At 64.3% G+C, this 12,316-nt stretch carries 15 protein-coding genes; 6 read left to right on the top strand and 9 right to left on the bottom strand.

Annotated features, from left to right (window positions below; translation table 11 throughout):
• Both EN745_RS17925 and EN745_RS17920 read right to left on the bottom strand, forming a co-directional pair.
• Positions 1–443, bottom strand: a 443-nt coding sequence (locus EN745_RS17925; RefSeq protein WP_127421892.1) for a GTPase, incomplete at its 3' end; no start/stop codon positions are given.
• A gap of 6 nt (positions 444–449) precedes the next feature.
• Entirely contained in the window at positions 450–1,115 is a 666-nt protein-coding gene (locus EN745_RS17920; RefSeq protein ID WP_127406435.1) for a tetratricopeptide repeat protein, read from the bottom strand.
• A gap of 204 nt (positions 1,116–1,319) precedes the next feature.
• On the opposite strand from EN745_RS17920, the gene EN745_RS17915 reads away from it, so the two are divergent.
• Entirely contained in the window at positions 1,320–2,327 is a 1,008-nt protein-coding gene (locus tag EN745_RS17915) for a polysaccharide deacetylase family protein (protein ID WP_127406436.1), read from the top strand.
• A 22-nt stretch (positions 2,328–2,349) separates the two neighbouring features.
• On the opposite strand, the gene sbmA is transcribed toward EN745_RS17915, so the two are convergent.
• The 3 genes from sbmA to EN745_RS17900 all read right to left on the bottom strand — a co-directional run bounded on the left by sbmA (position 2,350) and on the right by EN745_RS17900 (position 5,188).
• Positions 2,350–3,609 carry a peptide antibiotic transporter SbmA gene (gene sbmA, locus EN745_RS17910; RefSeq protein ID WP_127406437.1) on the bottom strand — a complete coding sequence of 420 codons (1,260 nt, stop codon included), beginning with the start codon at positions 3,607–3,609 and terminating at the stop codon, positions 2,350–2,352.
• Positions 3,610–3,730: 121 nt separating this feature from the next.
• Positions 3,731–4,891, bottom strand: a complete 1,161-nt coding sequence (locus EN745_RS17905; RefSeq protein WP_245487760.1) for a YbfB/YjiJ family MFS transporter — start codon at positions 4,889–4,891, stop codon at positions 3,731–3,733.
• A 90-nt stretch (positions 4,892–4,981) separates the two neighbouring features.
• Positions 4,982–5,188 (bottom strand): hypothetical protein, encoded by a 207-nt coding sequence (locus EN745_RS17900; protein ID WP_126055990.1) that lies wholly within the window; start codon positions 5,186–5,188, stop codon positions 4,982–4,984.
• Between the two features lie 95 nt (positions 5,189–5,283).
• Here EN745_RS17900 and EN745_RS17895 point away from each other — a divergent pair, with 95 nt between their 5' ends.
• The 3 genes from EN745_RS17895 (at position 5,284) to EN745_RS17885 (ending at position 8,056) form a co-directional block, all read left to right on the top strand.
• Positions 5,284–6,198: a LysR substrate-binding domain-containing protein gene (locus tag EN745_RS17895; RefSeq protein WP_127421891.1), complete on the top strand. Its 915-nt coding sequence runs from the start codon at positions 5,284–5,286 to the stop codon at positions 6,196–6,198.
• Positions 6,199–6,420: 222 nt separating this feature from the next.
• Entirely contained in the window at positions 6,421–7,677 is a 1,257-nt protein-coding gene (locus EN745_RS17890) for an aminopeptidase (RefSeq protein WP_127421890.1), read from the top strand.
• A gap of 22 nt (positions 7,678–7,699) precedes the next feature.
• Complete coding sequence (locus EN745_RS17885; protein WP_126055992.1) at positions 7,700–8,056, top strand: DUF488 domain-containing protein; 357 nt, start codon at positions 7,700–7,702, stop codon at positions 8,054–8,056.
• Positions 8,057–8,262: 206 nt separating this feature from the next.
• Here the strand turns inward: EN745_RS17885 and EN745_RS17880 are convergent, their stop codons facing one another.
• Positions 8,263–8,616, bottom strand: coding sequence for an ArsC family reductase (locus tag EN745_RS17880; protein ID WP_127421889.1), 354 nt, complete (start codon positions 8,614–8,616; stop codon positions 8,263–8,265).
• 157 nt (positions 8,617–8,773) lie between these two features.
• On the opposite strand from EN745_RS17880, the gene EN745_RS17875 reads away from it, so the two are divergent.
• Both EN745_RS17875 and EN745_RS17870 read left to right on the top strand, forming a co-directional pair.
• Positions 8,774–9,127 carry a metalloregulator ArsR/SmtB family transcription factor gene (locus EN745_RS17875; RefSeq protein WP_126055994.1) on the top strand — a complete coding sequence of 118 codons (354 nt, stop codon included), beginning with the start codon at positions 8,774–8,776 and terminating at the stop codon, positions 9,125–9,127.
• Complete coding sequence (locus EN745_RS17870; RefSeq protein ID WP_127421888.1) at positions 9,124–9,603, top strand: SRPBCC family protein; 480 nt, start codon at positions 9,124–9,126, stop codon at positions 9,601–9,603. Before EN745_RS17875 ends, EN745_RS17870 begins: the two co-directional genes overlap by 4 nt.
• 84 nt (positions 9,604–9,687) lie before the next feature.
• Here EN745_RS17870 and EN745_RS17865 read toward each other — a convergent pair whose 3' ends face one another.
• The 3 genes from EN745_RS17865 to EN745_RS17855 form a co-directional block, all read right to left on the bottom strand.
• Positions 9,688–10,041, bottom strand: a complete 354-nt coding sequence (locus EN745_RS17865) for a nuclear transport factor 2 family protein (RefSeq protein WP_127405775.1) — start codon at positions 10,039–10,041, stop codon at positions 9,688–9,690.
• Positions 10,042–10,208: 167 nt separating this feature from the next.
• Positions 10,209–11,195 (bottom strand): 2-dehydropantoate 2-reductase, encoded by a 987-nt coding sequence (locus EN745_RS17860; RefSeq protein ID WP_127421887.1) that lies wholly within the window; start codon positions 11,193–11,195, stop codon positions 10,209–10,211.
• Positions 11,195–12,316: AMP-binding protein (locus EN745_RS17855; protein WP_127421886.1), on the bottom strand; the 1,122-nt coding region annotated here is incomplete at its 5' end. The genes EN745_RS17860 and EN745_RS17855, both read right to left, overlap by 1 nt.

Raw genomic sequence — 12,316 nt, 5'->3', positions numbered from 1 at the left:
AGCCGGTGGTGCTGGTCGCCAACAAGGCCGAGGCCAAGCTCCCAGGCCTCCAGCATGCCGCCCTGGGCGCCCTTCGCCTCGGCCTTGTTGGCGACCAGCACCACCGGCTTGCCGGATTTGCGCACGACCTCGGCAAAGGTGCGGTCGTCGGGCAGCAGGCCGGACTTGGCGTCGATGGTGAAGAAGATCAGGTCCGCCTCGCGGATGGCGATCTCGGTCTGCTGGCGCATGCGGCCGGGCAGCGTCGAGGCGGCCGCATCCTCGAAGCCGGCGGTATCGATGACATCGAAGAAAAGATCGTAGAGCTTGGCGGCGTGGACGCGGCGGTCGCGGGTGACACCCGGCGTGTCGTCGACAAGCGCCAGCTTCTTTCCCACCAGCCGATTGAAAAGAGTCGATTTGCCGACGTTAGGCCGGCCGATGATGGCGACTTTGAAGCCCATCCGGGATCACGACGCGTTGCCCGACCCGCGGATCAGTTCGGACATCAAGGTCGCCCGCTGGCGCGCATTGCGCGGGGCGCCGTCATCCGAAGCGATCTGGTCGAACAGTTTCAGCGCGTCCGCCGTCTTGCCTTCCTTCCAGGCGGCAAGGCCGAGCGCTTCGCGCGCGGTGTGGCGCAGCGTGTTTGTATCGGCGGTGAGGGCCTCGACGCGGCTGGAGACGTCGGCGAAGGAGCCGCTGTCGACCAGCAGCAGCGCCGCCCTCAGGCGCGCCATGTCGCGGATGGCCTGCGGGATGGCGGCGTCGGCGGCAACGTCGTCGAAATCCTTGACGGCGGCGGCGACATCGCCCTTGTCGGCCTTGACGGTCGCGGCGCGCATGCGGGCAAGCAGCGGATAGGCGCCGTAGCCGTCCTTCTGGAGCTGATCGAGAGCGGCCAGCGCCTCGTCGCCCTTGCCGTCATTGGCAAGCTTCAGCGCCTGCGAGAAAGCGTCGCCCGAGCGGTTGGCGCGGCTCTCGTCCCAGTAACGGTAGCCGGCGACGGCGGCGGTGCCGAGCACGACCAGGATGGCAAGGCCAAGCAGCGCCGGACCAAAGCGGTCCCACAGCGCCTGCGCCTGTTCGCGACGAATCTCTTCGTTGACTTCGCGGATAAAACTGTCGTCAGACATCAATCAAAACCATTGCTGCCCACACGGGGCGCTTCTTGAGCCCGCGTTTTAGCGAAATTTTGTCGGCATGGAAGGGGTGCGCCAGGAAAATCGGCGGGATCACGGATCAGGCACGGTAAAGAGTGCTCCCGAGAGCTGATCGTACCCACGCCACATTTCGCCGCTAGCCGGTCACCGACCGTCCCGATGTCCAGACCCGTGCCGATGCCCCGCCTATTCCCTGCTGTTGCGTTCTCCCTAGCCGCGCTCGCCGTGGCCGGCCCGGCTTTCGCCGATCCGCCCGTGCCACCGCAATCGGCCAAACCGAAGCAGATCGTCATCATCTCCTTCGACAGCGCCCGCGAAATCTCGCAATGGCAACGCAGCCGTGCCCTGGCGCAACGCACCGGCGCGCATTTCACGTATTTTCTCTCCTGTGTCTTCCTGCTCTCGCAGGAAACGCGCAAGGACTACACGGGACCCGGCAAGGGCGCCGGCAAATCGAATATCGGCTTTGCCGCCTCGAAACAGGAAGTGACTGAGCGGCTGGAACAGGTCGGGCTGGCCGCGTCGGAAGGCCATGACATTGCCAGCCATGGCTGCGGCCATTTCGACGGCAAGGGTTGGAGCAAGGCCGACTGGCTCGCCGAATTCGCCTCGTTCGAGCACATCCTGGAGAACGCCTATTCGATCAACGGCATCGCGCCCGAGCCGGCCGGCTGGCGCGATTTCGCGCGGCATGCCGTGATCGGTTTTCGCGCGCCGTACCTTTCGGCGAACAAGGCACTCTATGAGGCGCTGCCGCAAGCTGGCTTCCAGTTCGACGCCAGCGGCGTCTCGCAAGGCCCTGCCGTGCCGCCGGAGAAAGGCGGCACCACGCGCTTTTCACTGCCGCAGATTCCGGAAGGGCCGAAGTCGAGACCGGTGATCGCCATGGACTACAATCTCTATGTCCGCCATTCCGGCGGCTTCGAGCGGCCGAGCATGGCGGCGGAGTTCACGGAGCGGACCTACCACGCCTTCCGCGCCGCCTTCGATGCGCAATATCAGGGCAAGCGCATCCCGCTGGAGCTCGGCTTCCATTTCACGCAGATGAACGGCGGCGCCTATTGGGATGCGCTGGAGCGCTTTGCCGGCGAAGTCTGCGTCATGCGGCAGGTCGAGTGCATCAGCTTCCGCGACTATGTCGCGCGCCAGCGCGCCGGCGAACGGCAGGCAATTGTGGGCGGCTGAACCGCCCACGGCCTGGTCTGGTTCAGGTCGGATCCTCCACGCCATGCTTGGCGAGGTAACGCTGATCGATGTCCGGCAGCGGCTCGCCATACAGCGTCGCCTCGAAGGCACGCAGGCGCTTGTAGATCGAGATCAGCTCAACAATCTGCGGCCAGGCGCTGACCAGATACTGGAACGAACTGGAAACCTGGCCGAAGGCCGTGCTGATCTGCTGCCAGATGCCCAATGTGATCTTGCCGGCTGCGATGGTCGGAATCAGGATAACACTGGAGAAGATGGCGTCTGCTTGGCCGAAGCCAGCCCGGAAGACATTGAAATAGGCATAATGGAAGTAATAGCGGAAGTAGGTGCGCCGCACGTTTTGAAACAACTCGGTCAAAGCAGGCGGCGAGGCCCGGTTCGGATCGTCCTCGCCATAGACGAGTTCCTTTCGGTAAGCAGCTTCGACACGCTGGTTGCGGAATTCCATGCCCGGCAGCTTGACGCCGGCTACGGCCAGCAAAATGGTGCCGAACAACGACCAGACCAACGCGACGATCACCAGAGAATGAGGAATGGGCCCGATCAGCGGCAGTTCGGTTATGTGTGCCGAGAGGGCGTCGAGCACCGGCAGGAAGGCGATAAGTGTCAGCAGCGAATCGGCGAAAGCGACACCCAATTGCTCCATGGAGGTGGAGAACCGCATCGTGTCTTCCTGAACGCGCTGCGAAGCGCCTTCAATGTGCCGCAGTCTCGACCAGTTCTGTGCATAGAAATCGTTCATCGCCGTGCGCCAGCGGAAAATGTAGTGGCTGACGACGAATTTCGTCACGACGTAGAGCGAGATGAACATCAGGCCAATCAGGGCGTAGATCCCGAACAGGCTGTAGAGTTCCGCCGCGCTCACCGTGCCTGGTGCACTAATCGCCTTTTGGAAAAGATCGAAAAACGGCCCGCGCCAGTTGTTCAGCGCCACATAGATCTGCACGTTTATGTAGGTCGAGAAGAGAATGAACGCGGAAACCAGGATGGACCAATTCTGCCAGGGGTGGGGCGAGTAGAAGCGCCAAAACAGATAGAAGGCGGCCAGCATCACGGCGAAATAGATGTAGAACCACAGGAAAGGCGCCGACCAGAACATCGGCACGCCGAGGATCGGTGGGGCGTCAGGAGCGGCAGGCGGCAGACCGATGGCGGCGCCCAACTGCTGACCACCGAAAAACCAGAACAGAATCCCCACGAGACTCCAAAGGGCGGCCGAGGTGAAAAACAGCTTCGGCTGCGGGAAGAAGGATACGAACACTGTGGCGGGTTCCTCGGTCTGTGCGCAAATCAGCGGGTTTCTGCTCGGCGGGCATAAGGTCACACATTAGGGCGAAAGAAAATGCCCGTGCCCGATGCCCGCTACGGAGCAAGACCACAAATCATGGCGATTTTGGCGCAGCCGACCAGGCGATGACGGCGGAGACGAGCAGGACGATGGCTGCCACGATCGAGGCTGAGACATAGTTGCCGGAGGCCTGCGCCAGCATGCCGGCAGCGATCGGGCCGATGATCTGGCCAACGCCGAAGGCGGCGGTCATCAGCGCGAAGATGCGGCGCGGCGACCGGGGCGCGAGCTGCCTTGCCGCCTGCAGACCGAGCGCGGTGATGGCGACGAAGGTGCCGCCAAGCAGAACGCCAGCCAGCAGCGGACCGGCATAGCCGCCGACAACGACGCTTGCGGCGACGCCGACCACCTCGAGGAGACAAGCGAGCACGTAGGCTGGGTAAAGACCGGACCTTCCGGCGACCTTCTGCCACAGCCAGACGGACGGAAAACCGGCGAGCCCGGTGACCATCCAGACCATGGCCTCGAACACGCGCCCGCCGCCGCTCTGGCGCACAATGGCGACGAGGAAGGTCGCTGTCACCACATAGCCGAAACCGAACAGGCCATAGGCAACGATCATCTTCAGCATTGAGCGGTCCTTCGGCAGCGCCGGCTCGCGGTCTTCGGCGCCATTGATGATCGTGGCGGAGCCAGCAAGCAGGGCAACGACGGCGAGACCCAAAGCGGAGATCGCCGCCGCCCACAGCCAGCCCGCCGCCCAACCGGCATGAACCGTGACGAGAACAGCCATCAATGCCGAGGAAGCGGCGATGCCCAAACCGACACCGCCGAAATGCAGCGCCTGCAGATCACTTCGATCCGCCGCGGCAAGATGGCTGAAGACGATCGAGGCCATGAAGACCATCACAAAGGCGCTGGCGAGGCCGGCAAGAAAGCGGATGACGAGAAAGGCCGCGATCGTCTCGCCGAAGCCCATCAGGGCGGCAAGGACGGCGCTGGCGGCGAGGCCGGCAAACATCAGCATGCGTTCGCGGCCATGCGCCCAGCCGCCGGCGGCGGCAAAGGCGCCGGCGAGATAGCCTAGATAGTTGGCCGAGGCGATCCAGCCGGCGTCAGCCGGCGACAGATGCAGTTCCTCCATCATGCCCGGCAGGATCGGCGTGTAGACGAAACGGCCGATGCCCATGGCGACAGCCATGGCCAGCATGCCGGCCACAGCGAGACGCGAGGGCGATGGCGAGGCGGTTTTCATCGCAGCGCACAATAGGTGCGCAGGACAGCAAGACAATGCGGTTGCGTTGGGCCAGCGACCGTCGGCCGTGCCCGGCTATCGGCCGCCGAGTTAGCGGCAGCCCGCCTGCCCCGTCTCATAGGACGTACGCCGCGCCGTTAGCCGAAACGGCATGTCTCCCAGTTCGCGCTCCGACATCGTGTCCAGCACCGGATGCGCCAATGGATCGGCCACCCATCTCGCGATCTCGCTTTCGTATCGGGCGCCCTGCCCTCCGCCAGCGACGACCAGACCATTGAGCAATGACAAAATCTTCATGGTTTCGCCTCGAATTCGCGTTGACCCCTATAGAATCTGTATCCACGCCATGCGTTTCAATTGAGATTTCCGCCATGTCAGTTTAGAAAAACTGTATGAGCCTGTTGAACCGCGTCCATCTGAACGGCCTGCGTGCCGTGGAAACCGTCGCCCGGCTCGGCTCGCTCGCGGCGGCGGCCGGCGAGCTCAACGTCTCGGCCAGCGCCGTCAGCCAACAGATCAAGCGCACGGAAAAGCAGCTCGGCCAGGCGCTGTTCGAACGCACGCCGGGCGGCCTTGTTCCAACGGAGTTCGGCGCGCTGTTCACGGCAAGGCTTGGGGCGGGCTTTCGCGAGCTGGCGCAGGCCGTGGCGATGGCCGACGAGGCCAGCCAATGCACGCTGGTTGTTTCGGTAGCGCCGGCCTTCGCCTCGAAGTGGCTGCTGCCGAGGTTGTCCCGGCATTTCGCCCGGCATCCGAACGTACTGTTGCGCATCGACGCCTCGGGTCGGGTCGCCGATCTCGACCATTCCGACATCGATGTCGGCATCCGGATGGGCGACGGCAAATGGCCGGGCGTGCGCGCGGAACTGCTTCTGGCGCAAGAGGTGTTCCCGGTCTGCACGCCGTCGATCGCGGCCAGACTGCACTCGATCGAGGATCTGGCGCAGACCTGCGCGATCACCGACGAGCGCTCGATGATCAGTTGGGACAGCTGGTTCGCGGCGGCCGGCGTCTCGCCGGTCACCTTTCTGAAGGGGGCACGTTTCACCGATCCCATGCTCTGCCTGGAATCGGCGATCGCCGGCCATGGCGTCATGCTCGCCTGGCAGTTGCTGACCGCCGACGCGCTGGCCGACGGCCGGCTGGTCGCGCCATTCGGCGTGCGCGCCGAGAGCGGGCTGGGCTACTGGATGGTGACCTCTGCCACAAAAGGCGAGAGCCGCAAGGTGCGCGACTTCAAGGCCTGGATCCGCGAGGAGATCGAGGCGACCATGGCAAAGTTCCGGACGCTCGACAGCGCCGCCTGACCCAGTCGATCCCTGTGGAAAGGCCAGCCCTGCCGGTCTATGTAAGAGACTGTTTCGAAATTCGCTCCGGCGAGTCATATGGTGGTGGATTCGAGAACGGTAGCGCAGCGGACATTCGTCCGTGAGCAACGGAAGCGCAGAAAACGCCATCAGATGGCCGCCAGAGTGGAAATTTCCAAACAGTCTCTAGGACCAGACCTCACAATCACGGCAGGCAGGATCATGACCACACATTCGCGCGGCGTTGCAGCAACCATCGACCCGGTGAAGCTCGACAGGCTGGCCGAGGTCGCCATCAAGGTCGGGCTGCAGCTGCAGCCGGGACAGGACCTTGTGGTGACGTCGTCGATCGCGGCCCTGCCCTTGACGCGGCGCATCGTCGAGCATGCCTACAAGGCCGGCGCCGGGTTGGTGACGCCGATCTTCAATGATGACGAGATCACGCTGGCGCACTTCCGCTATGGCGCTGACGCCGGCTTCGATCGTGCCGCCGGCTGGCTCTATGAAGGCATGGCGAAAGCCTTTGCCAACAACGCGGCGCGGCTTGCTGTGCGCGGCGAGGATCCGTCGCTCCTGTCGGCGCAGGATCCGGCCAAGGTGGCGCGCGCCAACAAGGCGAACTCGATGGCCTACCAGCCGGCGCTGGAGAAGATCACCGGCTTCGACATCAACTGGAACATTATCGCCTATCCGGACCTTGCCTGGGCCAAGCAGGTGTTTCCGGGCGATGCCGACGACGTTGCGGTGGCCAAGCTCGCCGACGCGATCTTCTCGGCCTCGCGGGTCGACGTCGAAGACCCGATCGCCAACTGGAAGGCGCACAACGCCGCGTTGGCCGAGCGCACGAAATGGCTGAACGGCCATAAATTCCATGCGCTGCATTTCACCGGGCCGGGCACCGACCTGACGGTCGGGCTGGCCGAAGGCCATGAATGGATGGGCGGCGCCTCGACGGCCAAGAACGGCGTCACCTGCAACCCGAACATCCCGACCGAGGAGGTGTTCACGACGCCGCATGCAAGGCGGGTCTCGGGCCACGTCTCGTCGACCAAGCCGCTTTCCTACCAGGGCACGCTGATCGACGAGATCTCAGTGCGCTTCGAGGAAGGCCGGATCGTCGAGGCCAAGGCTTCCAAGGGCGAGGACGTGCTGAAGAAGGTGCTCGACACCGACGAAGGCGCGCGCCGCCTCGGCGAAGTGGCGCTGGTGCCGCATTCCTCGCCGATCTCGAAGAGCGGATTGCTGTTCTTCAACACGCTGTTCGACGAGAACGCCGCCTGCCATATCGCGCTCGGCCAGTGCTATTCGAAGTGCTTCGTCGACGGCGCCTCGCTCAGCCAGGACGAGATCGCCGCGCGCGGCGGCAACAAAAGCTTTATTCACATCGACTGGATGATCGGCTCGGACAAGATCGACATCGACGGTCTCGGCAAGGACGGCAGCCGCGTGCCGGTGATGCGTAAGGGCGAATGGGCCTGAGGGGGTTCGCTTTGAGGGTGTGATGGCCTTCGACATAGCGGTGAAGCGCATCTATGAAGCGCCGGCGAAAGCGGACGGCCAACGGGTGCTGGTCGACCGCATCTGGCCGCGCGGCATCGCCAAGACGGATGCCGCGCTGACGCTATGGCTGAAGGAGATCGCCCCGAGCGACGAACTGCGCAAATGGTTCGGGCACGAGACGGAGCGCTGGGCGGAGTTTCGGAAGCGGTATTCGGCGGAACTGGATGGGAATGGCGAGGCGATGGCCCAGCTGCGCGCATTGCTCGGCAAAGGCAAGGTGACGCTGCTCTATGGCGCACATGATGAGGCACACAACAATGCGGTGGCGCTGGCGGAGTATTTGCAAGCCCAAGCATAAATGACGTCGAGTTCCTTCGCCCCCCTCTCTGGCCAGCCGGCCATCTCCCCCTCAAGGGGGGAGATCAGCTTTCGCGCCGGCTTTCGCCAAATCGCCAACGTCGCAGGAATGAGCGACGCGCCAAAGCTGCCAATCTCCCCCTCGAGGGGGAGATGTCCGGCAGGACAGAGGGGGGCGCGAAGGATTGCTGCGTACGAGATGGCCCCTTATTTCCCGCCAACCACCTCCTCATAAGCCTCCGGCTTGAATCCAACCAGGATGCGCTCTCCAACCTCCAGCACCGGTCGCTTGATCATCGTCGGCTTGGCGAGCATCAGCTTCTTCGCCTTCTTCTCGTCGAGCGCACCCTTCTCCTCGCCCGGCAGTTCGCGAAAAGTCGTGCTCCCCTTGTTGAGCAGTTTTTCCCAGCCGACCTTTCCGACCCAGCCGTTCAGCCTCTCCCCCTCGATGCCCTCGGCCCGGTAGTCGTGGAAGCGGTAGGGAACGTCGCGGCTTTCCAGCCAGACGCGCGCCTTCTTGATCGTGTCGCAGTTGGTGATGCCATACATGGTGATCGTCAAAACAGGCCTCTTGAACTGACGGATTTACGAATCCGACGGAACCGTAGGCCGGCCCTGCCCGCTTTGCCAACCATCCGCGCCTCGATTTTTGGTCTTGCCAATACTTAGGTTTTTTCCTAAGTAATTGCCAATGAGCAGCGACCGAGGAGAACCAACCATGAGCCCGCAGACCGTCAGCGAAAGCGTGCCGCCGATCGACGGCATTTTTCGCGCGCTCGCCGATCCGACGCGCCGCCTCGTGGTGGAGCGGCTGGGCAGGAGCCCTGCCTCGGTCAGTGAGCTGGCGGAGCCGTTCGACATGGCGCTGCCGTCCTTCGTCGAGCACCTCAAGGTGCTGGAAGGCTGTGGACTTGTCCGTTCGGAGAAAGCCGGGCGCGTCAGGACCTACCGGCTTTCACCCGAGCCGCTGGCGCTCGCGGAGAACTGGCTGGCCGAACAGCGCGCGCTCTGGGAGAGCCGACTCGACCAGTTCGATGCCTATGTCATGTCGCTTAAGGAGAAAGAAAAATGAGCTATCCATTCAAGTTCGATCCGAGGCTGGACCTGACACTGGAACGCGTCCTCGACGCGCCGCGCGAACTGCTTTGGCGCGCCTGGACGATGCCAGAGCACGTCAAGCAATGGTTCACGCCGAAGCCGTGGATCATCACCGATTGCGAGATCGACCTTCGGCCCGGCGGCTTGTTTCGCACCCGCATGCAGTCGCCCGACGGCAAGGAGGTCAACGACCGCCATTGCTGCTATCTCGAGATCGTGCCGAACGAGCGGCTGGTGTGGACGGACGCGCTGCTGCCCGGCTACCGGCCGTCGGGCAAGCCTTTCATCACCGCGGTTATCGCACTGACACAAGAAGGCAAAGGGACACGCTATACCGCCACCGCCATCCACCGCGACGAGGCGACGCGCGACAGCCATGAAGAGATGGGCTTCTTCGATGGCTGGGGCACGGTGGCCGACCAGCTTGCGGACTATGCAAAGACGATTTGAGGTCTCGCCCTCAAACGGCGGCCGGAGCGCTTCGCCCCGGCCGCGTGAGATAACGACAAAACGCAGCGAGCGGGAGTGGCCCGGCTAGTAGTAAAAACGCTCTTCGCTGATCTTGCCGTTCTTGACCGTGTAGAGGCCGACCTCATCCATGGTGACGCGCTCGCCGGTGGATTTGGGCGTTATGTCGAACTTGAAGCGCAGCGCGAACTGGTCGCCATTGACATAGGGGCCGTCGACCGAGCCGCCGTGAACCTCATGGTTCGCTTCCCACCACTCGCCCTTCTGCTTGACGGCTTCCTTGCCGTTGCAAACGGCCATCGGCCCTTCCATGGCCTCATAGCTGACGATGTCGTCGGCATTGTACCTCGCGGCAGCGCTGTGGCTGTCGCCCTGCTTGAGGAGCTCCGTGAAATCCTTGGCAATTTCGGCAGTGGTCATGACTTCCTCCTGTTCAGACCACTCGCAGGTAGGGGGTCGATTGCTCGGCTGCCACCGTTGACCCGGTCGACAGGTGACAATTCATGTCAGGATGAGCGAGACCGGCTCGCCGCGGCAACATGCTCACATCGTGGCCAAGGCATCGTTGTCGCCGTCCACCCTGCCAGCTACAACGGCGAATAACACCCGCGCTCGATGGCAAGGCGCCGCACCAGCGCCAGCACACTGTCGATGGTCGGCGTCGGCTGGCCGGTCAAGCGGCCGAGTTCCTGCACCGCGCTCACCAGAGCGTCGATTTCCATCGGACGGCCGCGTTCCAAGTCCTGCAGCATCGAGGTCTTGTGCTCGCCGACATCGCCGGCGCCCTTGATGCGCTTGTCGACGGGGATCGGAAAGCGGACGCCGAGGCTTTCGCCGATCGCTTGCGCCTCCAGCATCATGGCGCGGGCAAGCGTTCGCGTTCCCTCGTCGGCGACGATGGCCGCGAGCGTGCTGCCGGTCAGCGCCGAGATCGGATTGAAGGACAGATTGCCCCAGAGTTTTATCCAGATCTCCGAGCGGATGTCCTCGCGCACCGGCGCCTGCAGTCCGGCTTTGACCATCTCGCGCGCCAGCGCGTTTACGCGCTCGCTCTTTTCGCCGGACGGCTCGCCAAGCGAGAACCGCGTACCCTCGACATGGCGGATCAGGCCGGGGGCATCGACCTCCGCGGCGGGATAGACGACGGAGCCGATGACGCGCTGCGGGCCGATGCGCTGCCAGATCGTGCCGCCGGGATCGACCGCCTGGATGCGCGTGCCTTCGAGCGCGCCGCCGGCCTTGTAGAAGTACCACCAGGGCACGCCGTTCTGCATGGTGACCACCGCTGTCTCCGGCCCAAGCAGCGGTGCGAGCTGGTCGAGCGCCGGCGCCAGCGAATGGGCCTTCAGCGCCAGCACGACATAGTCCTGCACGCCGAGCTCTTCCGCGCGGGCGGCCGCCCTCACTGGCGCGGCAATCTCGCTCTCGCCCTCGATCAGCCTGAGGCCATCGGCCTTGATGGCCTCGAGATGCGCCCCGCGCGCCACGACCGACAGGTCGACCGAGCCCGCGATCGCCAGCTTGGCGGCGAGATAGCCGCCGATGGCGCCGGCGCCGAAAACGGTGACGCGCATCAGCCGAGCCCGAGTTTTGCGGCGAGGCCGATGCGCTGCAGCTTGCCGGTCGCGCCCTTGGGGATCTCGTCGAGGATCACCACCTTGCGCGGCACCTTGAAATCGGCGAGGCGCGCCGCGGCAAAGCCGCGAATGTCGGACTCGCTGGCGCTCTGCCCCTCGCGCAGCACGATCGCCACGGCCACCTCCTCGCCCAGCTTGTCGTGCGGCATGGCGAAGGTGACGACCTGCGCAACCGCCGGGTGATCCATCAGCACGCCGTCGACTTCCAGCGGCGAGATCTTCTCGCCGCCGCGGTTGATGATCTCCTTCAGCCGGCCGGTAACGCGCAGATAGCCATCCTCGTCGAGCACACCCTGATCGCCGGTGTGGAACCAGCCATGGGCGAAAGCACTCGCATTGGCGTCGGGGTTCTTCTCGTAGCCGGCCGTCACATTGGGTCCGCGAATGACGATCTCGCCGGTTTGGCCCGGTTTCAGCAACTGCCCGTCCGGCGCCATGACCGCCACGTCTGGCCCGGCTGCGGCGCCGACGCTGCCCGGCTTGCGCTGGCCGGGCGGCAGCCGGTTGGAGGCCATCTGGTGCGCGGCTTCGGTCATGCCGTAGGATTCGATCACCGGGCAGCCGAAGGTCGCCTCCAGTTCGGCCATCACCTGCGCCGGCAAGGACGCCGAGGACGAACGGATGAAACGCAATGGTGTCGCCGCGAGAGTATCCGCGTTGCGCGCCGCGCGCGGCAGGATCGCCTGGTGCATGGTCGGCACCGCCGTGTACCAGCTCGGCTTTGCCTCGCCCAGCCAGTGGAAGAAGCGCAGCGCATTGAAGCCCGGCGTGCAGAAGACGCTGCCGCCAGCGGCGAGCGAGGACAGCACCGCCGCGATCAGCCCGTGAATGTGGAAGAGCGGCATGATGTTGAGGCAGCGATCGGCCGATGTCAGGCCGAGCGTCGCGCCGATATGCTCGGCCGAGGCGGCAAGATTGGCATGGCTTAATGGCACCAGCTTCGGACGCGAGGTGGTGCCGGAAGTGTGGAGAAGCAGCGCGATGTCGCCGTCCGCAGCCAATCCGGGCGTGGCGGGCGGGCCGACTGGGTCGCCCCCGATGGTGAAACTGCCCGCCGG

The organism is Mesorhizobium sp. M4A.F.Ca.ET.022.05.2.1 (assembly GCF_003998845.1).
Lineage (GTDB): Bacteria > Pseudomonadota > Alphaproteobacteria > Rhizobiales > Rhizobiaceae > Mesorhizobium.
The sequence above is the reverse complement of the archived record's forward strand: the minus strand, read 5'-3'. Positions and strand labels throughout refer to the sequence as shown.

Excerpts from the sequence above, each read along its gene's own strand:
- EN745_RS17895 (WP_127421891.1), top strand. The coding sequence starts at position 5,284 with ATGAGCCTGTTGAACCGCGTCCATCTGAACGGCCTGCGTGCCGTGGAA.
- EN745_RS17920 (WP_127406435.1), bottom strand. The coding sequence starts at position 1,115 with ATGTCTGACGACAGTTTTATCCGCGAAGTCAACGAAGAGATTCGTCGC.
- EN745_RS17870 (WP_127421888.1), top strand. The coding sequence starts at position 9,124 with ATGAGCTATCCATTCAAGTTCGATCCGAGGCTGGACCTGACACTGGAA.
- EN745_RS17915 (WP_127406436.1), top strand. The coding sequence starts at position 1,320 with ATGCCCCGCCTATTCCCTGCTGTTGCGTTCTCCCTAGCCGCGCTCGCC.
- EN745_RS17875 (WP_126055994.1), top strand. The coding sequence starts at position 8,774 with ATGAGCCCGCAGACCGTCAGCGAAAGCGTGCCGCCGATCGACGGCATT.
- EN745_RS17905 (WP_245487760.1), bottom strand. The coding sequence starts at position 4,891 with ATGAAAACCGCCTCGCCATCGCCCTCGCGTCTCGCTGTGGCCGGCATG.
- EN745_RS17860 (WP_127421887.1), bottom strand. The coding sequence starts at position 11,195 with ATGCGCGTCACCGTTTTCGGCGCCGGCGCCATCGGCGGCTATCTCGCC.
- EN745_RS17900 (WP_126055990.1), bottom strand. The coding sequence starts at position 5,188 with ATGAAGATTTTGTCATTGCTCAATGGTCTGGTCGTCGCTGGCGGAGGG.
- EN745_RS17885 (WP_126055992.1), top strand. The coding sequence starts at position 7,700 with ATGGCCTTCGACATAGCGGTGAAGCGCATCTATGAAGCGCCGGCGAAA.
- EN745_RS17865 (WP_127405775.1), bottom strand. The coding sequence starts at position 10,041 with ATGACCACTGCCGAAATTGCCAAGGATTTCACGGAGCTCCTCAAGCAG.
- EN745_RS17890 (WP_127421890.1), top strand. The coding sequence starts at position 6,421 with ATGACCACACATTCGCGCGGCGTTGCAGCAACCATCGACCCGGTGAAG.